At 71.3% G+C, this 26,956-nt stretch carries 22 protein-coding genes and 1 pseudogene; 8 read left to right on the forward strand and 15 right to left on the reverse strand.

Going from position 1 to position 26,956, the window contains the following annotated elements:
- Positions 1 to 11: 11 nt before the first annotated feature.
- From ADL34_RS33915 to ADL34_RS33935, 5 genes are all read right to left on the reverse strand, one after another.
- Positions 12 to 839 carry an ABC transporter permease gene (locus ADL34_RS33915; protein ID WP_062667477.1) on the reverse strand — a complete coding sequence of 276 codons (828 nt, stop codon included), beginning with the start codon at positions 837 to 839 and terminating at the stop codon, positions 12 to 14.
- On the reverse strand, positions 836 to 1,861 hold the full coding sequence (locus ADL34_RS33920; RefSeq protein WP_062667479.1) for an ATP-binding cassette domain-containing protein: 1,026 nt from the start codon (positions 1,859 to 1,861) through the stop codon (positions 836 to 838). The genes ADL34_RS33915 and ADL34_RS33920 overlap by 4 nt, the downstream gene beginning before the upstream one ends.
- Positions 1,862 to 1,948: 87 nt before the next feature.
- Entirely contained in the window at positions 1,949 to 3,001 is a 1,053-nt protein-coding gene (locus tag ADL34_RS33925) for an endonuclease/exonuclease/phosphatase family protein (RefSeq protein ID WP_062667481.1), read from the reverse strand.
- 245 nt (positions 3,002 to 3,246) lie between these two features.
- Positions 3,247 to 3,876 carry a TetR/AcrR family transcriptional regulator gene (locus ADL34_RS33930; protein ID WP_062667483.1) on the reverse strand — a complete coding sequence of 210 codons (630 nt, stop codon included), beginning with the start codon at positions 3,874 to 3,876 and terminating at the stop codon, positions 3,247 to 3,249.
- 83 nt (positions 3,877 to 3,959) lie between these two features.
- Positions 3,960 to 5,543 carry an MFS transporter gene (locus ADL34_RS33935; protein WP_062667485.1) on the reverse strand — a complete coding sequence of 528 codons (1,584 nt, stop codon included), beginning with the start codon at positions 5,541 to 5,543 and terminating at the stop codon, positions 3,960 to 3,962.
- A 200-nt stretch (positions 5,544 to 5,743) separates the two neighbouring features.
- On the opposite strand from ADL34_RS33935, the gene panB reads away from it, so the two are divergent.
- Complete coding sequence (gene panB / locus ADL34_RS33940) at positions 5,744 to 6,619, forward strand: 3-methyl-2-oxobutanoate hydroxymethyltransferase (RefSeq protein ID WP_062667487.1); 876 nt, start codon at positions 5,744 to 5,746, stop codon at positions 6,617 to 6,619.
- An 83-nt stretch (positions 6,620 to 6,702) separates the two neighbouring features.
- Here panB and ADL34_RS33945 read toward each other — a convergent pair whose 3' ends face one another.
- Together ADL34_RS33945 and ADL34_RS33950 are read right to left on the reverse strand one after the other, a co-directional pair.
- The gene (locus tag ADL34_RS33945) at positions 6,703 to 7,326 is read right to left on the reverse strand and encodes a DUF305 domain-containing protein (protein WP_062667489.1); all 624 of its coding nucleotides are present in this window, start codon (positions 7,324 to 7,326) and stop codon (positions 6,703 to 6,705) included.
- A complete protein-coding gene (locus ADL34_RS33950; RefSeq protein WP_062667490.1) occupies positions 7,323 to 7,985 on the reverse strand; it encodes a DUF3105 domain-containing protein in 663 nt (220 codons plus the stop codon). Before ADL34_RS33950 ends, ADL34_RS33945 begins: the two co-directional genes overlap by 4 nt.
- A gap of 190 nt (positions 7,986 to 8,175) precedes the next feature.
- On the opposite strand from ADL34_RS33950, the gene ADL34_RS33955 reads away from it, so the two are divergent.
- Positions 8,176 to 8,616 (forward strand): RrF2 family transcriptional regulator, encoded by a 441-nt coding sequence (locus ADL34_RS33955; protein ID WP_062667492.1) that lies wholly within the window; start codon positions 8,176 to 8,178, stop codon positions 8,614 to 8,616.
- Between the two features lie 12 nt (positions 8,617 to 8,628).
- On the opposite strand, the gene ADL34_RS33960 is transcribed toward ADL34_RS33955, so the two are convergent.
- Positions 8,629 to 9,822 carry a globin domain-containing protein gene (locus tag ADL34_RS33960; protein WP_062667494.1) on the reverse strand — a complete coding sequence of 398 codons (1,194 nt, stop codon included), beginning with the start codon at positions 9,820 to 9,822 and terminating at the stop codon, positions 8,629 to 8,631.
- A gap of 330 nt (positions 9,823 to 10,152) precedes the next feature.
- Here ADL34_RS33960 and glnA point away from each other — a divergent pair, with 330 nt between their 5' ends.
- Complete coding sequence (gene glnA, locus ADL34_RS33965; protein WP_062667496.1) at positions 10,153 to 11,514, forward strand: type I glutamate--ammonia ligase; 1,362 nt, start codon at positions 10,153 to 10,155, stop codon at positions 11,512 to 11,514.
- A gap of 519 nt (positions 11,515 to 12,033) precedes the next feature.
- Here glnA and ADL34_RS33970 read toward each other — a convergent pair.
- Positions 12,034 to 12,981: an alpha/beta fold hydrolase gene (locus ADL34_RS33970; protein ID WP_062667498.1), complete on the reverse strand. Its 948-nt coding sequence runs from the start codon at positions 12,979 to 12,981 to the stop codon at positions 12,034 to 12,036.
- Between the two features lie 140 nt (positions 12,982 to 13,121).
- Here ADL34_RS33970 and ADL34_RS33975 point away from each other — a divergent pair, with 140 nt between their 5' ends.
- Positions 13,122 to 13,748, forward strand: coding sequence for a TetR/AcrR family transcriptional regulator (locus ADL34_RS33975; RefSeq protein WP_062667499.1), 627 nt, complete (start codon positions 13,122 to 13,124; stop codon positions 13,746 to 13,748).
- 160 nt (positions 13,749 to 13,908) lie between these two features.
- Here the strand turns inward: ADL34_RS33975 and ADL34_RS33980 are convergent, their stop codons facing one another.
- Positions 13,909 to 14,472, reverse strand: a complete 564-nt coding sequence (locus ADL34_RS33980) for a GNAT family N-acetyltransferase (protein ID WP_234375173.1) — start codon at positions 14,470 to 14,472, stop codon at positions 13,909 to 13,911.
- Positions 14,473 to 14,627: 155 nt separating this feature from the next.
- On the opposite strand from ADL34_RS33980, the pseudogene ADL34_RS37320 reads away from it, so the two are divergent.
- Both ADL34_RS37320 and ADL34_RS33985 read left to right on the forward strand, forming a co-directional pair.
- Positions 14,628 to 14,714: pseudogene (locus ADL34_RS37320) on the forward strand (glutamine synthetase); the annotation flags it as partial.
- Between the two features lie 171 nt (positions 14,715 to 14,885).
- A complete protein-coding gene (locus ADL34_RS33985) occupies positions 14,886 to 17,033 on the forward strand; it encodes an MMPL family transporter (protein ID WP_062667501.1) in 2,148 nt (715 codons plus the stop codon).
- Between the two features lie 60 nt (positions 17,034 to 17,093).
- On the opposite strand, the gene ADL34_RS33990 is transcribed toward ADL34_RS33985, so the two are convergent.
- The 3 genes from ADL34_RS33990 to ADL34_RS34000 all read right to left on the reverse strand — a co-directional run bounded on the left by ADL34_RS33990 (position 17,094) and on the right by ADL34_RS34000 (position 19,841).
- Positions 17,094 to 18,545: a sensor histidine kinase gene (locus ADL34_RS33990; RefSeq protein WP_062667503.1), complete on the reverse strand. Its 1,452-nt coding sequence runs from the start codon at positions 18,543 to 18,545 to the stop codon at positions 17,094 to 17,096.
- On the reverse strand, positions 18,542 to 19,234 hold the full coding sequence (locus tag ADL34_RS33995) for a response regulator transcription factor (protein WP_062667505.1): 693 nt from the start codon (positions 19,232 to 19,234) through the stop codon (positions 18,542 to 18,544). The genes ADL34_RS33990 and ADL34_RS33995 overlap by 4 nt, the downstream gene beginning before the upstream one ends.
- Before the next feature lie 157 nt (positions 19,235 to 19,391).
- On the reverse strand, positions 19,392 to 19,841 hold the full coding sequence (locus ADL34_RS34000; RefSeq protein WP_062667507.1) for a VOC family protein: 450 nt from the start codon (positions 19,839 to 19,841) through the stop codon (positions 19,392 to 19,394).
- A gap of 322 nt (positions 19,842 to 20,163) precedes the next feature.
- Between ADL34_RS34000 and ADL34_RS34005 the strand changes: the two genes are divergently transcribed.
- On the forward strand, positions 20,164 to 23,163 hold the full coding sequence (locus ADL34_RS34005; protein ID WP_062667509.1) for a bifunctional [glutamine synthetase] adenylyltransferase/[glutamine synthetase]-adenylyl-L-tyrosine phosphorylase: 3,000 nt from the start codon (positions 20,164 to 20,166) through the stop codon (positions 23,161 to 23,163).
- A 28-nt stretch (positions 23,164 to 23,191) separates the two neighbouring features.
- Here ADL34_RS34005 and ADL34_RS34010 read toward each other — a convergent pair whose 3' ends face one another.
- Both ADL34_RS34010 and ADL34_RS34015 read right to left on the reverse strand, forming a co-directional pair.
- Entirely contained in the window at positions 23,192 to 24,127 is a 936-nt protein-coding gene (locus tag ADL34_RS34010; protein WP_079034115.1) for a phosphatase PAP2 family protein, read from the reverse strand.
- Positions 24,128 to 24,244: 117 nt separating this feature from the next.
- The gene (locus ADL34_RS34015; RefSeq protein ID WP_062667511.1) at positions 24,245 to 25,279 is read right to left on the reverse strand and encodes a LacI family DNA-binding transcriptional regulator; all 1,035 of its coding nucleotides are present in this window, start codon (positions 25,277 to 25,279) and stop codon (positions 24,245 to 24,247) included.
- Between the two features lie 381 nt (positions 25,280 to 25,660).
- On the opposite strand from ADL34_RS34015, the gene ADL34_RS34020 reads away from it, so the two are divergent.
- Positions 25,661 to 26,932, forward strand: a complete 1,272-nt coding sequence (locus ADL34_RS34020) for an extracellular solute-binding protein (RefSeq protein WP_062667513.1) — start codon at positions 25,661 to 25,663, stop codon at positions 26,930 to 26,932.
- The last annotated feature ends 24 nt before the right edge of the window (positions 26,933 to 26,956 follow it).

Genomic DNA, 26,956 nt, shown 5'->3' on the forward strand with positions numbered 1-26,956 from the left:
CCGCCGCGGCGTCAGGTCTTGGTGCGGAACTTGTGGATCGCGACCGGCGCCATCACCGCCGTGATGAGCGCCGACCAGCCGAGCGTCACCCACAGGTCGTGGGCGACCGGCCCGCCCACCATGAGTCCGCGCGCCGCGTCGGCGAGCGTGGACAGCGGGTTGTAGTCGGTGAACGTCTGGAGCCAGCCCGGCATCGACGTGGGCGGCGCGAAGATCGACGAGCCGAACTGGAGCGGGAACAGCACCAGGAAGCCCATCGCCTGCACGGACTGCGCGCTCTTCATCACCACGCCCAGGGTGAGGAACACCCACATGATGGACGAGGCGAACACGGTGGACAGGGCGACCGCCGCGAACAGCCCGGCCCAGTGGTTGATCTCGAAGCCGACCAGGACCGACACGACCATCAGCACGGCCGTCGCGAACAGCATCCGCAGCAGCTCCACGGAGATCTTCGCGAACAGCACCGAGCCGCGCCCGATCGGCAGCGACCGGAAGCGGTCCATGACACCGGAGTTGAAGTCCTGGCTGAACCCGGTGCCTACGCCCTGCGACAGCGTCATGCTCATCATCGCGATCATGCCCGGGATGACGTACTGGACGTACCTGTCCTGCCCGCCGCCCAGGGCCTGCCCGATCGAGCCGCCGAAGACGAACACGAACAGCAGGGTGAAGATGACCGGCATCAGCAGCGCGTCGGCCATCGACTCCGGGTCCTGCCGGATCCACAGCAGGTTGCGGCGGACGAGCGCGCCGGTGTGCCGCAGATGCCCGCGCAGCGGGATCCGCGCGTCGTCGCCGGCGGGACGGGTCTCGGGGGTGACGGTGGCGGCGCTCATACGGCGACCTCCTCGCGGTCGTCGGCGGGCACGGCGTCCTGCGGCGCACTGGCACGGTGGCCGGTGAGCGAGAGGAACACCTCGTCCAGGCTGGGCAGTTCGGTGGTGATGGAGGCGAGGGTGACCCCGCGCGCGGTGACGGCGCCGACGATCGCGGTCAGCTGCTCGTCGCTGAGGACGGGGACGAGCAGCGTGCCCGCCTCGGCGTCGACGGTGGTGCTGGCGAGCCCGGTGATGCCGAGGTCGTCCAGATACCCGGCCAGCGGCCGCAGTTCGAGGGCGTCGGCCGGCCGGATCCGCAGGGTGCGGCCCCCCACCCTCGCCTTGAGCTCGTCGATCCCGCCGCCCGCGATGACCTTGCCGCGGTCCACGACCGTCAGCTCCGAGGCGAGCTGCTCCGCCTCCTCCATGTACTGGGTGGTCAGCAGAACGGTCACGCCGTCCCCGACCATCGCCTTGACCTCGTCCCACACCTCGTTGCGGGTGCGCGGGTCGAGGCCCGTCGTCGGCTCGTCGAGGAACAGCACGGCCGGCCGGCCGATCATGGAGGCCGCCAGGTCGAGCCGGCGGCGCATACCGCCCGAGTAGGTGGAGGCGGGCCGCTTGGCCGCCTCCGTCAGCGAGAAGCGCTCCAGGAGCTCGTCGGCGCGCCTGCGGGCCTCCTTGCGGGGCAGGTCCAGCAGCCGTCCGATGAGGTACAGGTTCTCCCAGCCGGGGAGCTTCTCGTCCACGGAGGCGTACTGCCCGGTCAGGCCGATGACCCGGCGCAGCTGCCGGGGCTGGCGTACGACGTCGTAGCCCGCCACGGTGGCCTGCCCGGAGTCCGGGGTCAGCAGCGTGGACAGGATGCGTACGAGGGTCGTCTTGCCGGCGCCGTTCGGCCCCAGCACGCCCATGACGGTGCCCTCGCGGACCTCCAGGTCCACACCGTCCAGTGCCTTGGTCTCGCCGTAGTGCTTGACCATCCCCCGTACGGAGACGGCGCCGCTCGCGCCGCCCGGCGTGTTGTCGTTTCGCTTCATGGCACCGACAGTGGCAGACCCCACCGACAAACCGCCGACAGCCCGCCTACACCCCGCCCGCAGCGCTGCCGGCGGTGCGGGCCCCGCTCAGGAGGCGGACGGGCCGACCTCGACGCGCGCCGCGACCGGCAGGTGGTCGCTCCCGGTCCTGGGCAGCGTCCACGAGCTCGACGGCTCCACGCCCTTGACCATGATCTGGTCGATCCGGGCCATCGGGAACCGCGCCGGCCAGCTGAACCCCATCCCGGTGCCGGACGCGCCCTGCGTCGAGCGCATCTGGGCGGTGACCGCGTTGAGCGCGCGGTCGTTCATCGTGCCGTTCAGATCGCCGAGCAGAACGATCTTGTCCACCCGCTCGTCGGCGATGGCCTCGCCCAGCGCGTCGGCGCTCTTGTCGCGCTGCCGGGCGGTGAACCCGGCCTCCATCTTCACGCGCACCGAGGGCAGATGGGCGACGTACACGGCGACCTGGCCGGACGGCGTGTCCACCACCCCGCGCATGGCGCGGGTCCAGCCCAGCCGGATGTCGACGGGCCGCACCCCGGTCAGCGGGTATTTGCTCCACAGCCCGACCGTGCCCTGCACCGAGTGGTACGGGTAGGTCGAGGCGAGCGCCTTCTCGTACGTCGGCACCGCCGAGGCCGTCAGCTCCTCCAGGGCCACCACGTCCGCGCCGGACGCGGCGACGTCCCGGGCGGTGCCGGACGGGTCGGGGTTCTCGGCGTTGACGTTGTGCGTGGCGACCGTCAGATCGCCGCCGGTGCCGGTCTTGTCGGTGAGCTGGCCGCCGAAGAGGTTCAGCCAGACGATCGCCGGGACCAGCACGGCGATCAGCGCGGTCGCCGACCGGCGCACCACGCCCAGCACCAGCAGCAGCGGGACGAACACGCCGAGCCAGGGCAGGAACGTCTCGGTGAGACTGCCGAGGTTCCCGATCGCGTTGGGGATCTGCGCGTGCAGCACCATGACCAGGGCCAGCGCGAGCGCCAGGACGGCCGGCACCAGCCCGCGGCGCCACACGCCCGGGTCGCGCCACCAGCCGGAGGCCAGGCGGTGGATCAGGCGTCGAAGCCCGGGCCTGCGGCGCTCGGACCCCGGGCCGCCGTTGTCCGTCTCCGTCACGTACGCCTGTTGCGCCATACCGTCGCCTCACTACCTGCCGTGCAACACCGTCGTCCCCCCGCGCCCAGAGAAAACCCTAGGGGATGATCGGCTCCGTTCCCGCCGTCCTGAAGACGGCCGTACGGGGGCGAGGACGTGGAAGCGGGCCCGGACAGTTCCGCCGCCGCGCGAGGAATGCGCGTTCTGTGACGGAAGGCGCATACGAGCCTAGGGCGTGTCCGCAAAGTCCCGCCTGCCGCCCGGCACGTACTCTCGGAAACGCCCTAGGACCTGGGCGGCCTGACGGGCCGTAGGCCGTTGAGCACGGCGTCGGCCATCTGTTCGGCGAGGCCCTCCGGGAGGTCGGCGTCCGGGCGCATCACGGCACGCACCAGCATCGGGCCGAACACCATGTCGTTCATCACGTCGATCCCGAGGTCCGCGCGCAGTTCGCCGGTCTCCTGGCCGTGCCGCAGGATCGCGTGCTGCCTGCGGCGCCGCGGCTCGATCACGTTCGCCTGGTAGGCGTCCCACAGCTTAGGGCTGCTCTTCATCTGGGCGATGACGTTGTGCAGCAGCACCGACGAGCGGGTCATCAGGCCGCGCTGCCTGGTCTGTTCGAGGAGCGCCACCACGTCGTCGCGCACCGAGGTGCCGGGCAGTTCGGGGTCCGGCGGCTCGGCGGCCCGCACGATGTCGACGAACAGCTCCTCCTTGCCGCTCCAGCGCCGGTAGATGGCGGCCTTGCCGACGCCCGCGGTGCGCGCGATGCGCTCGATGGACAGCTCCGCGAGGGGCACACCGTCCTCCAGGAGCTTCAGCACGCCCTCGGTGATGGCCCGCTCCACGGCCTCGCTGCGGGGCCGGCCCCGGGTGGGGCCGTCCTGCCGGGGACGACTGTCGGCGAGGCTCACTGGGTCGCTCCTTTCCGTGGGCGCTGTGCCGATTCTCCCCCCGGTGCGGACGCCGCCGGAACGACGGCGTCCGCGTGTGCGCGCTATTCGGACGCCACGAGCTCCTTCTCCTCCTCGCCCTCGCGCGGGCCGGCGGGCCGCCCCGGGAGGAACAGGGCCACGACGACCGCCCCGAGCACGGCGATGCCCGCTCCCCACAGCGCGGTGACGTGCATGGCGTGCAGGAACGCGTCGTGGGCCGGCCCCACGAGGGCCTCCCCGCGCGGGCCGAGCTTCTCGGCGACCCCGAGGGTGGCCTCGATGGACTCGCCCGCGGTGTGCCGCACGCCGGCCGGGAGCGCGGTGAGGTGGTCCTCGATGCCGCCCCGGTAGGCGGTGGAGAGCACCGAGCCGAGCACCGCGATGCCCAGCGCGCCGCCGACCTGCCGGAACGTGTTGCTGAGCGCGGACGCGGAACCGGCCTTCTCGCGCGGCAGGGCCTGCATGATGACGACGCTGATCGGCGTCATGATGTGCGCCATCGCGGCACCCATGAGGAAGAAGATGACCTCCAGGAGCCAGATCGGGGTGTCCGCCTCGAAGGTGGCGAAGGAGGCCAGCGTGGCGGCGATGAGGACCATGGCGCCGGTGGTGGTCGCCCGGTTGCCGAACCGGTCGACGAGCAGCCGGGCCCGCGGGGCGAAGATCATCTGGGCGGCGGCGAGCGGCAGCATCAGCAGGCCGGTCTCCAGCGGCGAGTAGCCGCGCACGCTCTGGGTGTAGAAGACGGAGAAGAACGTCACGCCCATGAGGGCGAAGAAGACCAGCGCGATGACGCCGATCGCGGCCGAGAAGACCTTGTTGCGGAAGTACCCGATGTCGATCGACGGGTGGGTGCTGCGCTTCTCGAAGATCACGAAGGCGGCGAGGACCGCGAGGCCGGCGGCGATCGTCACCAGGACCGCAGGATCGGTGAAGTCGGCGAGCTGGCCGCCCTTGATGATGCCGTAGACCAGCAGGACCAGGCCGACCACGGAGAGCACCACGCCGATGGGGTCGATCCGGCCGGGCCGCGGGTCGCGCGAGTCCGGGACGAGCCACAGCATCAGCGCGAGCGCGAGCAGCACGATCGGCACGTTGATCAGGAAGACCGATCCCCACCAGAAGTGGTCGAGGAGCAGACCGCCGGTGATCGGCCCGATGGCGATGGCGAGGCCGACGCCGCCGGCCCAGATGCCGATGGCCTTGGGCTGCTCGTCCCGCTCGAAGACGTTCATCAGCACCGCGAGCGTGGCCGGCATGACGAACGCGGCGCCGAGCCCCATGACGGCGCGGAAGGCGATCAGCTCGCCCGGTGAGCCGGAGAACGCGGCGAGCGCCGAGCCGATGCCGAACACGGCGAGCCCGCCGAGCAGCACCTTCTTGCGGCCGAGCCGGTCCCCGAGGATGCCCGCGCTGAACAGCAGCCCGGCGAAGACGAGGGTGTAGGCGTTGATCGCCCACTCCAGCTCGCTCTGCGTGGCGCCGAGGCCGGTCGGCGCGGGCGTCGAGATGGTCTTGATGGCGACGTTGAGGATGGAGTTGTCCAGCACGACGATCAGGAGGCTGAGCATCAGCACACCGAGGATCGCCCAGCGGCGCCGGTGCACCGCCTCCGGTATGCGGGTGGCTGGGGCGGGAGAAGTCATGGGCCGACCGTACCGTCATAACGATACGGGACCGTCTCGTATCGTAAGTTCTTACCGGAACCTTACGTCACGAAACGGCCACGGGCGCGGGGCGGAACTCACATACGGCGGTCTGGCCCCGCCCGGCACGAAGTGCCACCATGGACCTGATCCGGGGACGCCGTCAGGGCGCCTCGAGATGACATGAAGGAGCCGTTGCCATGACGCAGCTCTCGGCTGCCCAGACGCCTCAGGCGAAGCCCTCCGACGCCGGAAAGGCGCTGTACGGAGGCAAGAGCACCCGCCGCATCACGGTCCGCGACATCGCCCTCGCCAAGGAGCGGGGCGAGAAGTGGCCCATGCTCACCGCGTACGACGCGATGACCGCGTCCGTGTTCGACGAGGCCGGCATCCCGGTCATGCTCGTCGGCGACTCAGCGGGCAACTGCCACCTCGGCTACGAGACCACCGTGCCCGTCACCCTCGACGAGATGACCGTGCTGTCGGCGGCCGTCGTCCGCGGCACCTCCCGCGCGCTGATCGTCGGCGACCTGCCCTTCGGCTCCTACCAGGAGGGCCCGGTGCAGGCGCTGCGCTCGGCGACCCGGCTGGTCAAGGAGGCCGGCGTCGGCGCCGTCAAGCTGGAGGGCGGCGAGCGCTCGCACCGCCAGATCGAGCTGCTGGTCGAGTCCGGCATCCCGGTGATGGCCCACATCGGCCTGACCCCGCAGTCCGTCAACGCCATGGGCTACCGGGTCCAGGGCCGCGGCGAGGAGGCCGCCGCGCAGCTCCTGCGGGACGCCAAGGCCGTCCAGGACGCCGGCGCCTTCGCGGTCGTCCTGGAGCTGGTACCGGCCGAGCTGGCCGCCGAGGTCACCCGCGTCCTGCACATCCCGACCGTCGGCATCGGCGCCGGCCCCGAGACGGACGCCCAGGTCCTCGTGTGGACCGACATGATGGGCCTGACCGGCGGCCGCGTCCCGAAGTTCGTCCAGCAGTACGCCGACCTGCGCCGGGTCATGGGCGACGCGGCGAAGGCCTTCGCCGAGGACGTCGTCGGCGGGACCTTCCCGAGCGAGGCGCACTCCGTCCACTGACGCCCCGCCCCCCGAACCACTGCGGCACCGAGCGCCCCGCCGATCTTCCCCCGTCGGCGGGGCGCTTTTTTGTGCCCGGACCCTCAGGGCCGGGGCTTCGCGCCCCGTTCGCGCAGCATGTCGGCCATCAGGTCGATCTCGGCCTGCTGCCCGTTGACCATCGTCCGCGCCAGTCTCTTCTCCACGCCGACCGCGCACTTGTCCAGGCAGCCCTCGGCCATGTGGATGCCGCCCTTGTGATGGGCCGTCATCAGCTGCAGGAAGAAGACCTCCGCCTGCCTGCCGTTCAGCGTGCCGAGCTTCTTCATCTCCGCGGTCGTCGCCATGCCCGGCATCAGCGAGCCCTCGCCGGCGGAGGGCGCGTCGCCCATGCCCATCCAGGTCATCGGGGCGTCCGCCGACACCTTCGGCAGCTCCCACAGGTCCAGCCAGCCCAGCAGCATGCCGCGCTGGTTGGCCTGCGTCTGCGCGATGTCGTACGCGAGCCGGCGCACGTCCTCGTCGTCCGTGCGGTCGCGCACGGTGTACGCCATCTCCACGGCCTGCTGGTGGTGCACGGCCATGTCCCGCGCGAACCCCGCGTCCGCCGAGCCGGCGTCCGGGACCGAGCCGTCCGAGCCGTCCCCGGCGGCCGCGTACGTGATCGCGCCCGCGGCGACGAGGACGGCCGCCGCCGTCCCCGCCGTCCAGCCGATGTGCCGGCTCACTCCGACAGACCGCCCGTGCACGCCGCACCCGGTTCGGGCGTCTGCTTGCCCTGGACGTAGGTCTCGAAGAACTTCCCGACGGCCGGGTCGTCCGCGCTCTTCACCGTGCGCTGGTGCCCCCACGCGCTCAGCATGATCGGGTCCTTCTGCCGGTCGTCCGGGCTCATCAGCGTGTACGGCGTCTGCTTCACCTTCGCCGCCAGCGCGTCCACGTCGGACTTGGACGCCTTGGACGTGTACGTCACCCACACCGCGCCGTGCTCCAGCGAGTGCACGGCGTTCTCCCGCCGCAGCTCCTTGGTGTAGACGTCGCCGTTGCAGTTCATCCAGGCCCGGTGGTGGTTGCCGCCGACCGGGGGCTCCATCGGGTACGTCACGCTGGTCTCCACGTGCGTGCTGGCCAGCTTCCCCTTCCAGGTGTTCACGCCGTCGTCGCCCGCCACGAACTTCCCGGAGGTCTTGTCGGGCTTCGCGGCCTCGTCGTCGCCGCTCTGGGAGCGGACGAGGACGACCCCGCCGACGACGAGGGCGGCGACGATCACCGCGGAGACGCTGATCGTGATGACGCGGCCGCGGCGCTCGCGGGCCCGCTCGGCCCGCCGCATCTCCTCTATCCGCGCCTTGCGCTCGGCGCTGTTCCTGTTCTTGGCGGAGCCCATGAGGTCATGTCCTTCGGGGGAAAGGGGGCGGTCGGGTCCGCTGATCGTAATGGGGAAGGGGTGGCCGGACGTAGGGAGGTGACGACAACGGCCGGATCACGGGCGGCCGCCACTGTTCCGCCGTTCTCCCGGCAGACGTTTTCCGGCAGATATTTGGAACGCGGGATGCGCATTATCTACGCTGGCCGGCATGCGGCTGTTGCGCTCCACCGATCTGGCCCTGCGCCTGCTGATGCGGCTCGCCGTCCTCGGGGACGCCACGCCGACGACCCGCGAGGTCGCGGCCGACATGGAGGTGCCCTACACGCACGCCGCCAAGGTGGTCGCCGAGCTCCAGCACCAGGGCCTCGTCGACGCCCGCCGGGGACGCGGCGGCGGGCTCACCCTCAGCGAGCGGGGCCGCACCGCGTCCGTCGGCGCGGTCGTCCGCGCCTTCGAGGGCGACGGCGACGTCGTGGAGTGCGAGGGCGAGAACCCCTGCCCGCTCAGCCCCGGATGCCGGCTGCGCGGGGCGCTGCGGCGGGCCCAGGAGGCGTTCTACGCCTCGCTGGACCCGCTCACCCTGGCCGACGTCACGGCGGACCCCACCGGACCGCTGCTGCTCCAGATCGGCACCGGCCGGCCGGCCTGACGCCCGGGCGGCTCAGCCCGCCTGCGCCAGCCACAGGTCGGGGCCGAACACCTCGTAGTGGATGTCCGCCGCCGCCACGCCCTTGCCGAGGAGCTGCGCCCGCACCGCCCGCATGAACGGCAGCGGGCCGCAGAGGTAGGCGTGGGTGCCCTCGGGGACGTCCACCTCGGCCAGGTCGACCAGACCCGTGCGGTGGGACCCGTCGGCGGGGTCGGCGCCTGTCTCGTACCAGAAGCGGACCGTGGCGTCCGCCAGCTTCCCGGCGTACCCCTCGTGGTCGGCGCGCAGGGCGTGCGCGGCGGGGGAGCGGTCGCCGTGCACGACCAGTACCGGGCCCTCGTGCCCGGCGTCCACGAGCTCGCCGAGTATGGCGGTCATCGGGGTCACGCCGATGCCGGCGGACGCCAGCAGCAGCGGCGCGTCCGTGCCGGCCAGCACGAGATCGCCGTACGGCGCCGAGAGGTCCAGCCGGTCGCCGGGACGCACGTGCGCGTGCAGGTGCCCCGAGACCTCGCCGTCCGGTCCGGCCTCGCCCCGCACCCGCTTGACGCTGAACTGGCGCAGCGCTGAGCCGGGAGTCCCCGAGAGGCTGTACTGGCGGATCTGCCGGGCCCCGTCCGCCAGCTCCACCTGCACGGAGACGTACTGGCCCGCCCGGAAGTCCGGCACCGGGCGGCCGTCGGCCGGGCGCACCCGGAAGGTGGCCACGTCCTCGGTCTCCTCGACGCGCTCCACGACCTCCCAGGAACGCCAGGCGGATCCGCCGCGCTCCTCGTACAGCCGCCTCTCGATCGCGGTCAGGGCGTTCGCCATCAGCCAGTACACCTCGTCCCAGGCGGCCGCGACCTCCGGGGTGACGGCCTCGCCGAGCACCTCGGCGATCGCGGCGAAGAGGTGCTCGTGGACGAGCGCGTACTGATCGGGCGCCACCCCGAGCGAGGCGTGCTTGTGCGCGATACGGCTCAGCATCGCGTCCGGCCGCTCGTCGGGGTGGTCCACCATGTGCGTCGCGAAGGCGGCGATCGATCCCGCCAGGGCCTGCCGTTGGGTGCCGGCCGCCTGGTTGCCGCGGTTGAACAGGTCGCGCAGCAGCTCGGGACGGGCGGCGAAGAGGCGGGCGTAGAAGCGCTCGGTGATCTCACCGATGGCCCCGCCGACGACGGGGAGGGTGGCGCGCACGGTGGCGGCGGACTGCTCGGACAGCATCGGGTCTCCTCAGGCTCGACCGGGCGGTGCGGAGGTGACCGCCCGCCCCTATTAAAACTTGCATCTGAGATGCAAATTAAAGCGGGGTCGGTCCGGCGGGGGCGGCCATTACGGATGTCGGGCCGAGCAGGCAATATGGGCGGCAGAGCGGTTCACCCGGCACCGTGGCGGCACCCCTGCCGGCCGCCGGGCGTTCAGCCCGGATCTGGTTCGACGATCAAGGTCCGCAACGCGCCGGAAACGGTGGTGTGGTGGGATGCTCAGGTGCCCGACCGCCTCCCGCAGCACCGGGGACAGGCGGCCTGACCAGCAAGGATGGGGAAGCGGAAGATGGACAAGCAGCAGGAGTTCGTGCTCCGGACGTTGGAGGAGCGCGACATCCGGTTCGTACGGCTGTGGTTCACGGACGTGCTGGGCTTCCTCAAGTCCGTGGCCGTGGCCCCCGCCGAGCTGGAGCAGGCCTTCGACGAGGGCATCGGCTTCGACGGCTCCGCGATCGAGGGCTTCGCCCGCGTCTACGAGTCCGACATGATCGCCAAGCCCGACCCGTCGACGTTCCAGATCCTCCCCTGGCGCGCCGAGGCCCCCGGCACGGCCCGGATGTTCTGCGACATCCTCATGCCCGACGGCTCCCCGTCCTTCGCGGACCCGCGCTACGTCCTCAAGCGCGCCCTCGCCCGCACCTCCGACCTGGGCTTCACGTTCTACACGCACCCGGAGATCGAGTTCTTCCTGCTGAAGGACAAGCCGGTCGACGGCAGCCGCCCCACCCCGGCCGACAACTCCGGCTACTTCGACCACACCCCGCAGAACATCGGCATGGACTTCCGCCGCCAGGCGATCACCATGCTCGAGTCCATGGGCATCTCGGTCGAGTTCTCCCACCACGAGGGCGCCCCCGGCCAGCAGGAGATCGACCTCCGCTACGCCGACGCGCTCTCCACCGCCGACAACATCATGACGTTCCGCCTGGTCATGAAGCAGGTGGCGCTGGAGCAGGGCGTCCAGGCGACCTTCATGCCGAAGCCGTTCTCCGAGCACCCGGGCTCCGGCATGCACACCCACCTCTCGCTCTTCGAGGGCGACCGCAACGCGTTCTACGAGTCGGGCGCCGAGTACCAGCTCTCCAAGGTCGGCCGCTCCTTCATCGCGGGCCTGCTGCGGCACGCCGCCGAGATCTCCGCGGTCACCAACCAGTGGGTGAACTCCTACAAGCGCATCTGGGGCGGCTCCGAGCGCACCGCGGGCGCCGGTGGCGAGGCCCCCTCGTACATCTGCTGGGGCCACAACAACCGCTCGGCCCTGGTCCGCGTCCCGATGTACAAGCCCGGCAAGACCGGCTCGGCCCGTGTCGAGGTCCGCTCCCTGGACGCCGGCACCAACCCGTACCTCGCCTACGCGGTCCTGCTCGCCGCCGGCCTCAAGGGCATCGAGGAGGGCTACGAACTCCCGCCCGGCGCCGAGGACGACGTGTGGGCCCTCTCCAACGCCGAGCGCCGCGCGATGGGCATCGAGCCCCTCCCGCAGAACCTCGGCGAGGCCCTGACCCTCATGGAGAACAGCGACCTCGTCGCCGAGACCCTCGGCGAGCACGTCTTCGACTTCTTCCTGCGCAACAAGAAGTCGGAGTGGGAGGAGTACCGCTCCGAGGTCACGGCCTTCGAGCTGCGGAAGAACCTGCCGGTGCTGTAGGGGCGCGTCAGGGCGGTTCTTCTGCAGTTTCGGCGAGTGGGGCCGACGGTCGCAGACCGTCTGCCCCACTCCGTCGAGCGAGCCCCGGGCCGTCCCTGGGCCGTGGCGTCCATGTCCGCCGCGCCACTGTACGAACGACCTGGACGCCATGGTCCACGTCTGATCGGCTCTGCCCGGGGCGACGGTGGACGGGAGCTGGGGGAGTGGTGGGTGAGGCGAGCGTGAGGGTCCACGTCGCGTTTCATGGCCACGCTGCGTTCACCAGGCACGCTCCCGCCCCGCCAAGGCCGGGCCGAGGCGCACCCTGTGCTCGAACTCGCCGAGGTTCTCGCGGGCGGCGCGTGAGCGTCCGGGAGCGGGTGGGCGCAACAGTCCTTGCCCTGCCGGGTGTCGCGGCCTTCCACGATGGCGATGGCGGCGAGGGAGCAGCCCAGGACCAGCCGAAGGTGGCGTTGAGGGGGCCGAACAGGAGCAAGGCCCCCGTTGACGCCCCGCGAGTGGTTCCGGATGTCTCACCGGCTACGCATCGGTGACGTCGGTCGCCGCCGGGTGGAGGGAGTCGATGTCCTTCATGAAGCTCAGCATCCGGGCGTTGACGAGGTCGGGGTGGTCGATCTGCGGCCCGTGTCCGGTTGCGGCGACGATCTCGGCTCGGGCGCCGGGAATCACCCGAGGGACGCGTTCGAGCTGCCGCTTCGGGTGCACCAGCAGGCTGCGCTTACCCATGATCAGGTGGAACGGCGTCCGGATGGAGCCCAGCTCGGCGTCGGACAACGGCAGTGGAGCGGGACGGCGTATCCGGAAGGCCTTCACGCCGGCCTGGATCCAGGCGCGCAGGTCCGGGTCGGATATGACCGGCTGTTCCAGCCACTTGGCCAGGGGTGGACGCAGCCGCTTGGGGGCGAAGGTGGCGAAGAGGCTGGCGAAGATCCAGACGAAGAAGCGAAGCCCGACCTTCTCCAGCCCGCCCGGGTCGAGGGCGGTGACCGAGGCGAGCCGTTCGGGTCGGCGGTGGGCCTGGTTGATGACGAGCCAGCCGCCGTAGGAGGAGCCGACGAGGTGGACCTTGCCGAGGCCGAGGGCGTCGAGGGCCTCGTCCATCCACTGGGCGGCCCGCTCGGGTTGCCACATCGGCTCGCGGTGGACGCTGCGGCCCGGGTCGCCAGGGGTGTCAAGGGCGTAGACAGGGCGGTCGGCGCTGAGCGCGGCCGTGTTGGGGTACCACATCGCGGAGCAGCCGCCCGAGCCATGGACCAGGACGACCGGCGTGCGGGACTCGGCCACCGGGTCGGCGGGGCCGTACCTGTAGACGTGAGTCGTCCCAAAGGTCGTCTCCACGTCGGTCTCGGAGTGGATCGGTGCGCCCTTGGCGTAGAGCACCTCGCAGGCGGCGAAGTAGCGGTCGCGCAGCTGGTCGTTGACATAGCGGCCGATGTCGTGGCGGGTTCGGGGCGTTTTCTCGGGCATGGGGTACCTCCGTGAGATCCACTTTTCGTAATACGAACGTACCATAATGATGGTACAGCGGTACCATGAAAAGGTGCCGTCGAGCTGAACCGGACGGCGAACAGCAGCCATCACCCCGATCACGGCCGGAGACACCACGGATGCCCAAGCGCGTGGACCACGATGAACGACGCACTCAGATCGCTGAAGCACTCATTCAGGTCGCAGGGCGCCAAGGCCTGCACGCGGTCGGCATGCGCGACGTCGCCGCCGAGGCGGGCGTCTCACTGCGCCTGGTGCAGTACTACTTCGAGACCAAGGAGAAGCTGCTCTTCCATGGCCTCCAGCACCTGACCGACCGCTTCACCGCACGCGTTGACGCCCGCCTCGCCGCTGCCGGCCGGGACCCGGGCCCCCGCGCGACCATCGAGGCACTGCTGCTGGCCTCACTGCCAACCGATGCCGAGAGCCGCATCTTCCACCTTCTCTACAGCTCCTACTCGATCCTGTCCGTGACCGACGAGGCCCTCGCCGCCCAGCCGTTCATCGACAAACCTGACGCCGCCGAGAACGCCCTCACCAGACTGATCCAACAGGCACAGGAGACGGGCCAAGCCGATGCTGGAGCCGACGCCCGCACGGAGGCGATCAGCCTGCTTGCCATGACGGCAACCATGGGCACCAGCATCCTCGTAGGGCAGCGGACGCCGGAGTCTGCCATCGCAGCGCTCCAGTACCACCTCGACAGGATCTTCAACAGCAGCCGGACCGCGCCTACGGCCCGGTGACACACGCGGGCCGTACCCAGCATCAATGCCCTCGACCAGCAAGACGTCCCCGTCGATGTGGTCGGCCCGAAGCCGCCTGCTTCCTTCGTTCGCCCCAGTACGACGACTCGAACGTAGCCACCCGCCTTGCGGCGGCCAAGAACTCGGCGCTCGGTGCCCTTCAGCGCGGCAGCCCTGCGGCGTAGATCCAGTCGAAACCGTCGTACCCCGCTCCGTCGAGGTGCTCCGCCCGGGTCAGTCCAGCGCGAACAGCCACGCGTTGAGAGGCGATGTTGTCGGGCCTCACCCGGGCGATCAGAGGGAGGCCGGGAACGTGGCGGAGCGCCCAGGCGGCGACGGTCGTTGCGGCCTCACTGGCGAAGCCCTGGCCCCAGGCCGAAGGGGCGAAGCGGTAGAAAAGATTGAGGACCTTCATGCCTTGCAGTTCCATGGGCTTGATCCCGCAGAAGCCCAACTGCAAGGCGGAGCCGTGGCGCCGGACGACCCAGTACCCGTACCCGCACTGCTGCCACTGATCATTCCAGCGGCGATACAGTTCCCCGGCTTCGTCGAGCCCAGTGAGAGCGTCGGAGGGGTTGTGTAGACAGGCCTCAGGGTCACGGTGGATGGCCAAGATTGCGTCGATGTCGGCTTCGGTCGGACGCTGCAACGACAATCGGGACGTGTGCAGATGCTCGCTCGCAAGGCTCTGGTCACTCATGTGAAGATCGTAGAGCTGCGTCACACGGCCCTCCCCAGGTCCCGAGTGGCAAACATGCGGCGTAGCCGCCTGGGAGGCCGTGTGAGGGTCTCCCATGCCGTCGTCTCTGACGGCCGTTCGATCTCAGGCCAGCGCTGCGTCAACGACGATCGCGTGAGGTCGCTCCGGGCCGCCGTCACTTCCTGCGCAACAAGAAGGCGGAGTGGGAGGAGTACCGCTCCGAGGTCACGGCCTTCGAGCTGCGGAAGAACCTGCCGGTGCTGTAGGGCGGGTCAGGTCGTTCTGCGATCGGCGGGGGTGCCTCCGCCGGTCGGTCTCTCGCCGGCCGCCGGTTTCGTGCTGCGCGTTCTGTCAGGGGTTCTAAGGGCCGTCTAAGGCTCGCTCATTAGGAAGGAGGCGTCAGATGAGCGATGTAACCCCTATGCAGGAGGCCAGAGATGGCAGTCGACGCAGCGCCGTCCGGGGAAGTGCCGGCCGGTCGGTTGGCGGGCCGGTGGGTGCCGTGGTTGGTGATCGGCCTGTGGCTGGTGCTGGCGGTGGGCATGGTGCCGTTGAGCGGGAAGTTGAGTTCGGTCACGACCGACAGCGCCGCCGACACCCTGCCGGCCGGCGCCGAGTCCACCAAGGTCGCGGTACTGGAGGACAGTCTCCCCGACGGTGACGACAACGTGTTCGTCTTCGTGTACCACCGCGCCGGCGGAATGACCGACGCCGACCGTGCGACGGTCGAGCGGCACTACGACACCCTCGCCGAGCGGTACCCGCCGAAGGAGGCGGCCCAGGTCGGCGACGACGAGGGCCCACCGACGAGCCCTTCCGCCGACGGCGAGGCGATGATGTTCACCCTCGACGTGAGCACGGACTACGGCCCACCGGAGGAGATCGTCGGCCCGTTGCGGGACGCCGCGAAGGACCGCCCCTCCGGTCTGGAACTCGACGTGACGGGCCCGGGCGCGATCGACGGCGACATGGACGCCGTCTTCGACGGCATCGACGTGCAGGTCCTCCTGACCACCATCGTCGTCGTCACGCTCCTGCTCATCCTCACCTACCGCAGCCCGGTGCTGTGGATCATCCCGCTGGTGGCCGTCGGCGCGGCCGCGCTGACCTCGATGGGGACCGTCTACCTGCTCGTCAAGGGCTTCGGCATCGTGGTCGACGACCAGAACTCGGCGCTGCTGACGATCCTGGTGTTCGGCGTCGGCACGGACTACGCGCTGTTGCTCATCGCCCGATACCGGGAGGCGCTGCACCACCACGAGAACGTCCGGGTCGCGATGGTCCACGCGCTGCGCTCCGCGGCGCCGGCCATCGTCGCGTCCGCGGCCACCGTGGTCGCCGGCCTGCTCTGCCTGCTCGTCGCGGACCTGAACAGCACCAGCGGGCTGGGTCCGATCGGTGCGGCCGGCATCCTGTGCGCGCTGGTGGCCATGCTGACGCTGTTCCCTGCGCTGCTCGTCGTGCTCGGCAGGCGGATCTTCTGGCCGGCCGTCCCGCGGTTCAGCACGACCGTGGAGGAGAAGCCGGGGCCATGGGGACGGCTCGGCACCGCCATCGGCCGACGCCGGTGGACGGCGACGCTCGGCTCGCTCGGAGTCCTCGGCGTGCTCGCCCTCGGGCTGGCGGCCAACACCGGTGTCCTGCGGGAGCAGGACCAGTTCCTGTCCGCGCCGGAGTCGGTCACCGGCTTCACCGTCCTCCGCGAGCACTTCCCGGAACTCGGCGGCCAGCCGATGACGGTCTTCACGCGGCCGTCGCACCAGGAGCGGGTGCTCGACGTCGTCAAGGACACCCCCGGTGTGGCCCTGGCCGTCCCGGAGCAGACCAGCGGTGACTGGGCCGGCATCTCCGTGTTCCCGAAGGACGCGCCGGACACCGTCGCGGAGTACGACACGATCAAGCGGGTGCGCACCGCCGTGCACGCGGTGAGCGGGGCGGAGGCGATCGTCGGCGGGCCGAGTGCCGAGAACCTCGACACCGAGGTGACCACCGAGCGCGACGAGAGGCTGGTGATCCCGCTGGTGCTCGCCGTCGTCCTGATCGTCCTCGGGCTGCTGCTGCGTGCGATCCTGGCCCCGCTGGTCCTGATGGCCACCGTGATCGTCTCGTTCGCCGCGGCCTTCGGCGGCAGCGTGTTCGTCTTCGACACGATCCTCGGGTTCAAGGGCGTCGACTCCTCGGTGCCGCTGCTGGCCTTCCTGTTCCTCGTCGCGCTCGGCGTCGACTACAACATCTTCCTGGCCAGCCGGGCCCGGGAGGAGACCGTGCGCCTCGGCACCGCAGGGGGCATGCTCAGAGCCCTCTCCGCCACCGGTGGCGTCATCACCTCGGCGGGCCTCGTCCTGGCGGCGACGTTCGCGGTCCTCGTCACCCTTCCGCTGGTGATGCTGGTCGAGGTCGGGTTCCTGGTCGCCTTCGGCGTGCTGCTCGACGCCCTGCTGGTGCGGTCGGTCCTCGTACCCGCGCTCACCCTGCTGATCGGCCGGCGGTTCTGGTGGCCGAGCCGCCTGTCCCGTCCGGCGGCGGAGCGGCCGGACGTCCGGCGGTCGCCCGCCGACGAGGAGGAGGCCGCGCTGCAGCGGTGAGCGCGGCGGCCGTGGCGAGATCCGGGAGGGGGTTCCAGGCCCGTCCCGGATCTTCGCGGATCAGCGCACCTCGGTGTCCTCCCCGGCGGTGCGCCGCGCGATCGGGGCGGGCGGGGCCGTGGCCGGAAGGTCGATCCGGAGCAGCGCGCCACCCCGTGCGGAGCGGGCGACGCCGGCCCGGCCGCCGTGGGCGTCGACGACCCGCTGCACGATCGACAGCCCCAGACCGGATCCCGGCAACGCCCGTGCGCTGTCGGCACGGTAGAACCGGTCGAAAACCCGCGGTACGTCGGCGGCGTCGATGCCCGGCCCGGCGTCGTCGACCTCGAGCACCGCCGACGCGCCCTCGGCACGGAGCCGGACCCGGACCGGCTGGTCCGCGGGGGACCACTTGCCGGCGTTGTCGACGAGGTTGAGCACCGCCCGCTCGAGCGCGGCGGGGCGCCCGCTCACCCACACGGAGGTCACGTCGAGCGCGACCTCGACGTCGGGCACGCGGGAACGCGCCCGGGCCACCGCGGCCACCACCACGTCCGCGAGGTCGAGCACCTCGGTGTTCTCGTCGCTGACGTCGCCGCGCGCCAGGTCCGTCAGCTCGGCGGCGAGGGTGCCCAACTCGGCCACCTGGGCGCCGAGATCGTTGAGCAGCCGGGTCCGGCTCTCCGCCGGCAGCGCGCTGTCCAGGGTGCCGCGCCGGTCGAGCCGGATCAGCAGCTCGACGTTGAGGCGCAGGCTGGTCAGCGGGGTCTTGAGCTCGTGGGCGGCGTCCTCGGCGAGCAGCCGCTGGGCCCGCCGGGAGTCCCGGAGCGCGGCGAGCATGTCGTTGATCGACCGGATCAGCCGCCGGATCTCCCCACCGCCCTCGTCCGGGATGCCGGCGTCGAGGTCCCGGGTGTCCGCGACACGTACCGCGGCGGCGGTCAACCGGTCGATCGGTGCCAGCGCGGTCCGCGCCACGGTCCGCCCGACGATCGTGCCGACGGCCATGCAGAGCAGTCCGATCAGCAGCATGCCGAACCCGAACCGGTTGACCGGGCTGTCGTCGAGGGGGCGGGCCACCTGGACCGCGCCGTCGCCCGCCCGCAGCGTGTAGACGAGGTAGCCGTCCTCGTCACCGTCGTCCGCCTCCATCAGGTCGGCCGACGCGCCCCGCGCCACGCGCCCGGCCCGCTCGCTGACGGGGGGCAGCGTGGGTTGGCGGGCCGGCGTGCGGACCGAGCCGTCGGGCAGGACGACCCGCACCAGCCGACCGGATCCGGGATACGGCGGTAGCGGGACCCGGGCGAGGCCGGCGCGCTCCGAGTCGGTCGCCAGGACGCGGGAGTCGGCGCGCAGCTGATCCCCGACGCTGTCCCGCAGCTCCCGGTCCAGTAGCTCGCTGGCCACCTGGAAGGCCAGGAACACGCTGACCGCGATGGCCGTCGCCGCGATCACCGTCAGCCTGGTCCGCAGGGACCGCAGGCGCCACCATCGGGTGAGCCGGCGCGGTTCCCGGCCGTTGGGCCCGCTCATGGCGGAGTCTCCCGCATCGTGTATCCCAGGCCGCGCAGCGTGTGGATCAGTCGCGGCTCACCCTCGGCCTCCATCTTGCGGCGCAGGTAACTCACGTACACCTGGAGGTTGTTGGCGGTGGCGCTCATGTCGAAGCCCCAGATCGCCTCGAACAGCGCGTCGCGGGTCAGGACCCGGGTCGCGTTGCGCATGAGGACCTGCAGGAGCGAGAACTCGGTCCGGGTCAGGCGCAGCGCCCGCCCGCCGCGCCACGCCTCGAACCTGTCGGGATCGAGCTGGACGTCGGCGAACGACAGGATCTGCGACTCCCCGTCGGCCGGCGAGCGCCGGCGCAGCAGGGCCCGCACCCGGGCCAGCAGCTCCTCGGTGGCGAACGGCTTGGGCAGGTAGTCGTCGGCGCCCGCGTCCAGCCCCGTGACCCGGTCGGAGACCTGGTCACGGGCGGTCAGCATCAGCACCGGCAGGTCCCGGCCCGCCGCCCGCAACCGCCGGCAGGTCTCCAGCCCGCCGAGGCGGGGCATCATCACGTCGAGGATCAGCAGATCCAGGGTGTCACCGTCGGCCCCGCCCACCCCGTCGAGCACGGCGAGACCGTTGGCGACGGTGCGGGTGTCGTAGCCCTCGACCTGGAGCACCCGCTCCAGGGACTCACGGATGGCCGCTTCATCATCGGCGATCATGATCCGCACGCCGGCCCGCCCCCCTTCCGGTCGGTGTTTTTGCGGCTCATTGTCGCCGCTCGACCTGAGACGAGGCTTAGAGCCCGGCAATCGCCGGGTGGTGGGGACCGAGGCCCCTCGGGCGGTCCCGAGGGGCCGGCGATCGCGGACCGCCGGCCCCGGCGTGCTACTCCGACTCGGCCGCCAGTTCCGACAGCACCGCGTGCAGCGGCTGGGTCGCGCGGCGGCGGTACTCCTGGACGGACCAGCCGTTGCCGTCGGGGTCCTTGAAGTACATGAAGGTGGCGCCGTCGTCGGGGGAGTACTGCACCGGTTCGGACACGTCCAGGCCCCGCTCGCGCAGCTCCGCGTATGCCGCCTTGATGTCGGCCACGCAGAGCTGGAGGCCCTGGTAGGAGCCGGGCTGGGGGACGGTCTCGCCCTTGGTCAGGTCCCAGATGCTGTCGCCCAGGGCGATCGAGCAGCCGGACCCGGGCGGGGTCAGCTGCACGATGCGCATGCCCGGCATGACCTCCTGGTCGATGTCCACGTGGAAGCCGACCTTGTCGCGGTAGAAGTCACGGGCGCGGTCGATGTCGGTCACGGGCAGCGGGATCACTTCGAGGGTGAAGTCCATCAGCGGTCCTCCGGGGTCGACGGCGGCGGGTCTGCCTGAACGGCTCACCCTTACCGAAGCCGAAATCCGCACGGGGCGCCACCGAAACGCCCGGACCGGACACACCCGCCCGCCGGCCATCGCGCGGACCGGACACCCCCGCCCGCCGGCCATGGCGCGGGACGCGTCGGCGCCGACGGCCGGGACTGCGGCTAGGCTCGATCACGTGCGGCCTTGATCGGACGCGTCGACCCCTCAGACGCGTCCACCCCGAGACGCGTCCACCCCAAAGACGCGTCCACCCTGAGACGCGTACACCCCTGATCGGAACGGGAGGGCGAGCATGACGGCGCCGGGACGCAGGAGCAGTACGTTCACTCGGCTGCTGCGGCACGGTTTCACCGACCCGTCGGCCGCCGAACGCCTCCTGGACAGCCCCGACCTCACCCCCCTCAGGAACGACCCCGTCCTCCTGGAGGCCCTGGGCGCCACCGCCGACCCCGACCTGGCGCTGAACGGCCTCGTCCGGCTCACCGAGGCCCAGCCGACCCCCGCCGACCGGCGCGAGCTGCTCGACACCCTGATAGCGGCCAAGCCGCTGCGCGACCGGCTGCTCGGCGTGCTCGGCGCCTCCGCCGCCCTCGCCGACCACCTCGCCCGGCACCCCGGCGACTGGCAGGTCCTGGTCACCTACGAGCCCCGCGACCTGCACCCCGACGTGGAGGAGTTCGAACGGGCCCTCGCCGAGGCCGGCGACCCCGTCGCCCTGCGCGTCGCCTACCGGCGCTGCCTGCTCTCCATCGCCGCCCGGGACGTGTGCGGCACCACCGACCTCGCCCAGACCGCCGCCGAGCTCGCCGACCTCGCCACCGCCACCCTGCGCGCAGCCCTCGCCCTCGCCACCGCCGACGCCCCGCAGGACGCCGAGCAGTGCCGGCTCGCGGTGATCGCGATGGGCAAGTGCGGCGGCCACGAGCTCAACTACGTCTCCGACGTCGACGTCATCTTCGTGGGCGAGAGCGCCGACGGCGCCGACGAGGGCAAGGCCCTGCAGGCCGCCACCCGGCTCGCCTCGCACATGATGCGGATCTGCTCCGAGACCACCGTCGAGGGCTCCATCTGGCCCGTCGACGCCAACCTGCGCCCCGAGGGCCGCAACGGCCCCCTGGTGCGCACCCTCAGCAGCCACCTCGCCTACTACCAGCGCTGGGCCAAGACCTGGGAGTTCCAGGCGCTGCTCAAGGCCCGCCCGGTCGCGGGCGACCTGGAGCTGGGCGCCGAGTACGTCGCCGCGCTGCGGCCCCTGGTGTGGAAGGCCGCCGAGCGCGACAACTTCGTCGCGGACGTGCAGAAGATGCGCCGCCGCGTCGTCGAGAACATCCCGGTGTCCGAGGTCGACCGGCAGCTCAAGCTCGGCCCCGGCGGCCTGCGGGACGTCGAGTTCGCCGTGCAGCTGCTCCAGCTGGTGCACGGCCGCGACGACGCCGCCCTGCGCAGCGGCACCACCCTGGACGCCCTCCAGGCCCTCGCCGCCGGCGGCTACGTCGGCCGGGCGGACGCCGCGCAGCTCGACGCCGCCTACCGCTTCCTGCGTTCCATGGAGCACCGCATCCAGCTGCACCGGCTGCGACGCACCCACCTGGTCCCCGAGGACGACGCCGACCTGCGCCGCATCGGCCGCTCCCTCGGTCTGCGCGCCGACCCGGTCGCCGAGCTGACCCGCGAGTGGAAACGGCACAGCAGCGTCGTACGGCGGCTGCACGAGAAGCTCTTCTACCGGCCGCTGCTGGACGCCGTCGCCCAGCTCGCCCCCGGCGAGGCCCGGCTCAGCGCGGGCGCGGCCCGGGAACGGCTCATCGCCCTCGGCTACGCCGATCCCGCCTCGGCGCTGCGGCACCTGGAGGCGCTGGCCTCCGGGGTGACCCGCGCGGCGGCGATCCAGCGCACCCTGCTGCCCGTCCTGCTGGGCTGGTTCGCGGACTCCGCCGACCCGGACTCCGGGCTGCTGAACTTCCGCAAGGTCTCCGACGCGCTCGGCAAGACCCCCTGGTACCTGCGGCTGCTGCGCGACGAGGGCGCCGCCGCCGAGAACCTCGCCCGGGTCCTGTCGGCGGGCCGGCTCGCCCCCGACCTGCTGATGCGTGCACCGGAGGCCGTCGCGCTGCTCGGCGACGGCGACGGCGGCACGGGTCTGGAGCCCCGCACGCGGGCCCATCTGGACCAGGAGGTCCTGGCGGCGGTGCGCCGCGCCGACAACGCCGCCCAGGCCGTCACGGCGGCCCGTGGCGTCCGGCGCCGCGAGCTGTTCCGCACGGCGGCCGCGGACATCGTGGACTCCTACGGCACCGAGACCAAACCGGCCGAGGCCGACCAGGGCGCCCTCGTGGACCGGGTCGGCGCAGCGGTCTCCGACCTCACGGCGGCGACGCTGGCCGGCACCCTGCGCGCAGTCGTCCGCGAGGGCTGGGGCGACACCCTGCCCACCCGCTTCGCGATCATCGGCATGGGCCGCTTCGGCGGGCACGAGCTGGGCTACGGCAGCGACGCGGACGTCCTGTTCGTGCACGAGCCGCGCGACGGAGTCGACGACCAGGAGGCCGGCGCCGCGGCCAACCGCGTCGTGGCGGAGATGCGGCGGCTGCTCCAGATCCCCAGCGCCGACCCGCCGCTGCTGATCGACGCCGATCTGCGCCCCGAGGGCAAGTCCGGGCCGCTGGTGCGCACCCTGAATTCGTACGCGGCCTACTACCGGCGCTGGTCGCTCGGGTGGGAGTCGCAGGCGCTGCTGCGGGCCGAGCCGGTCGCGGGCGACGACGATCTCGCCGGACGGTTCGTCGAGCTGATCGACCCGCTGCGCTATCCCGCGCGAGGGCTCGACGAGGAGGCCGTACGGGAGATCCGGCGGCTGAAGGCGCGCATGGAGTCCGAGCGCCTGCCGCGCGGCGCCGACCCGAAGCTGCACACCAAGCTGGGCCCCGGCGGGCTCTCGGACGTCGAGTGGACCGTCCAGCTGCTTCAGCTGCGGCACGGCGCCGAGGAGCCCGGACTGCGCACCACCCGCACCCGCGAGGCCCTGTCCGCGGCCCGTGCGGCCGGGCTCATCGGCGAGGAGGACGCCGGGATCCTGGACGAGGCGTGGGTGCTGGCGACCCGCGTGCGCAACGCCGTGATGCTGGTGCGCGGACGCGCCGGCGACACCTTCCCGTCGGACCCGCGCGAGCTGGCGGCGGTCGGCCGGTACCTGGGGTACGAGCCCGGTCACGTGGGCGACATGCTGGACGACTACCGCCGTACGGCCCGGCGGGCACGCGGCGTGGTGGACGAGCTGTTCTACGGCGGGTGAGCGCCGGCTAGGGGGTGTCAGACACCCCCTAGGGGCCCGACCGCGTGCGGGCCGGCACCGGGGGGTCCGCCTCGGCCGCCGCGGGGACGGGCTCCGCGCCGGGGGCCCGCGACGGTCGTGCCGGCGTCCCGGTGCGTCCGGGGACGGGAACCGCCTGGGGCAGCCGGTAGGGGAGCGCCCCGTACCAGAGGCGGGCCACCGTGAACCCGAAGGCCAGGCAGATCAGGCCGCCGACCGCGTCGAGCCAGAAGTGGTTGGCCGTCGCGACGATCACGACGAGGGTCGCCACGGGATAGAGCAGCCCGAGGATCCGGACCCACGGGGTCCGCGCCAGGATGAAGATCGTCAGTCCGCTCCACACCGACCAGCCGATGTGCATGGACGGCATCGCGGCGTACTGGTTCGACATGTTCTTCAGGTCGCCGGAGGCCATCGAGCCCCACGTGTCGTGAGCGAGGACCGTGTCGATGAAGCCGGTGTTCGTCATCAGCCGCGGGGGAGCGAGCGGATACAGGTAGTAACCGACCAGGGCCACACCGGTGGTGGCGAAGAGGACCAGGCGGGTCGCCGCGTAGCGGCCGGGGTGCCGACGGTACAGCCAGACCAGCACCGCGAGCGTCACCACGAAGTGCAGCGTGGCGTAGTAGTAGTTCATCCCGACGATCAGCCAAGTCACGCCGTTGACCGTGTGGTTGACGGACTCCTCGACGGCGATGCCGAGGCTGTGCTCGAGCCGCCACAGCCAGTCGGCGTTGCTCAGCGCCTCGGCGCGCTGCTCCGGGACGGCGTTGCGGATCAGGGAGTACGTCCAGTAACTCACCGCGATCAGCAGGATCTCGAACCACAGACGTGGTCGTCGGGGAGCGCGCAGACGTCGCAGGAGTCCCGGTCCCGTCCTCTCCGCGACGGGGTGCGGGACGGCTTCTTCAGGGCCTTCGCGTGTCGTCACGGTAGCGTCACCCATAGGCACAGAGTCTGCCAGAAAAGACTTCTCCGACCGATCATCCTCCGGTCGGGTCCGTGACGCACGTTCTGCCGCTTTTCTCCTCCCGGGGGAGTAGGCCGCAGGTCCCGGTGACCCCTAGGTGCGCACTCGGTCGCCGGGCGCGGAGGCCGTCGAGCCGCGGACGACCAGCTCCGGCATGAACACGAACTCGCTGTGCGGTGCCGGGGTTCCGCCGATCTCCTCGAGCAGCGTGCGCACGGCGGCCTGGCCCATGGCCGGGACCGGCTTGCGGACCGTGGTGAGGGGCGGGTCGGTGAAGGCGATCAGCGGGGAGTCGTCGAAACCGACGACCGAGATGTCGGTGGGGACCTCGAGGCCCTGCTGGCGGGCCGCGCGTATCGCGCCCAGCGCCATCATGTCGCTGGCGCAGACCACGGCCGTGCAGTCGCGGGCGATGAGGGCGGTGGCGGCGGCCTGCCCGCCCTCCAGGGTGTACAGGGAGTGCTGCACCAGGTCCCGCTCGACGACGTCCGGCGCCAGGTTCAGCTGGTCCTGCACGGTCCGGACGAACCCCTCGATCTTGCGCTGCACCGGCACGAACCGCTTCGGGCCGAGGGCCAGACCGATCCGGGTGTGCCCGAGGGAGACGAGGTGGGTCACCGCCAGCGACATCGCCGCCCGGTCGTCGGGGGAGATGAAGGGCGCCTGGACCTTGGGGGAGAAGCCGTCGACCAGGACGAAGGGCACGCCCTGGGCGCGCAGCCGCTCGTAGCGCTGCATGTCCGCGGTGGTGTCCGCGTGCAGACCGGAGACATAGATGATGCCCGCGACCCCCCGGTCCACGAGCATCTCGGTGAGCTCGTCCTCCGTGGACCCGCCGGGCGTCTGGGTGGCCAGCACGGGCGTGTAGCCCTGTCGGGTCAGCGCCTGGCCGATGACCTGGGCGAGCGCCGGGAATATCGGGTTCTCCAGCTCGGGTGTGATCAGCCCAACCAGGCCCTCACTGCGCTGTCGGAGCCGCACCGGACGCTCGTAGCCGAGCACGTCGAGTGCGGCCAGCACGGACTGGCGGGTGGTGGCGGCGACGCCCGGCTTCCCGTTGAGGACGCGGCTGACGGTCGCTTCGCTGACCCCCGCCTGAGCAGCGATGTCGGCAAGCCGTGTGGTCACGGCACCGGACTGTACCTGTCGTATGCCGCCTTGCACACCAATCGGACGCCGAGGGCGACCCGTTGGCCGGCTCGTACGGGGCTGCTGCGTCATCGCGCTCCCTCGTGGAAGTCATAGCAAGAGCTTGCAGAGTCTTGCACAAGTGGACCGCGTACCGCTCCACCCCTGTAAGGAAGCGTCTCACAGCGGTCGCCGGACGGTCACGCCGGGATAACTTCCGTGTTCCCTTGCACTTTTTTGCTGCAAGGTCTTTCGCAAGGATTGCATCGCTGTTACGTTCACGTCGCCCGGCGGCCGCAAAGGCGCAGTCGGCACGACAGCAGGGGCAGGCAGACGGGGCCGCCCCCGCATCACACGGGCTTTCACCCTCAAGGAGAACTCATGCGGCGTGGCATAGCGGCCAGCGCGCTGGTGGCGTCCCTCGCCCTCGCGGCGACGGCCTGCGGCGGGGACGACAGTGGCAGCGACTCGAGCGGTCCGGTGACCATCACCTGGTGGGACACCTCCAACGCGACCAACGAGGCGCCGACGTACAAGGCCCTGGTCAAGGAGTTCGAGGCCGCCAACAAGGACATCAAGGTCAAGTACGTCAACGTCCCCTTCGACCAGGCGCAGAACAAGTTCGACACCGCCGCCGGTTCCAAGGGTGCCCCCGACATCCTGCGCTCCGAGGTCGGCTGGACCCCGGCCTTCGCGAAGAAGGGCTTCTTCCTGCCGCTGGACGGCACCGACGCCCTCGCCGAGCAGGACAAGTTCAAGTCCAACCTGCTGGAGCAGGCCAAGTACGAGGGCAAGACGTACGGCGTCCCGCTCGTCACGGACACGCTCGCGCTCGTCTACAACAAGCAGCTCTTCGAGAAGGCCGGCATCACCGAGGCCCCCAAGACCTGGGAGGACCTCAAGAAGGCGGCCGCCACGATCAAGGGCAAGACCGGCGTCGACGGCTACTGGGGCTCCACCCAGGCCTACTACGCCCAGTCCTTCCTCTACGGCGAGGGCACCGACACGGTCGACGCCGACGCCAAGAAGATCACCGTCAACTCGGCGGAGGCGAAGAAGGCGTACGGCACCTGGCTCGACCTGTTCGACGGCAAGGGCCTGCACAAGGCAGACACGACCGCCGACGCGTACGCCCACATCCAGGACGCGTTCGTCAACGGCAAGGTCGCCGCGATCGTCCAGGGCCCCTGGGAGATCACGAACTTCTACAAGGGCTCCGCGTTCAAGGACAAGGCCAACCTGGGCATCGCCACCGTCCCGGCCGGCTCCAGCGGCAAGGCGGGCGCCCCGACCGGCGGCCACAACCTGTCCGTCTACGCCGGCTCCGACGAGGCCCACCAGAAGGCCGCGCTGAAGTTCGTGAACTTCATGACGAGCGCGAAGTCCCAGGAGGCCATCGCGCTGAAGAACAGCACGCTGCCCACCCGTGACGACGCGTACACCGACAAGGTCAAGGCCGACCCGGGCATCGCCGGCTACCAGGGTGTCCTCGCCGCCGCCCAGCCGCGCCCGGCGCTGCCGGAGTACAGCTCCCTGTGGGGCCCGCTCGACACCGAGCTGCCCAAGATCGCGGGTGGCAAGGAGTCCCTGGACAAGGGCCTGAGCACCGCCGAGACGGCCATCGCCAAGCTGGTGCCCGACTTCAGCAAGTGAGCCCCGCGTGGCCGCCGGACCGCC

Origin of the sequence: Streptomyces sp. NRRL WC-3605 (assembly GCF_001509795.1) — a bacterium.
Taxonomy (GTDB): Bacteria; Actinomycetota; Actinomycetes; order Streptomycetales; family Streptomycetaceae; genus Streptomyces; species Streptomyces viridochromogenes.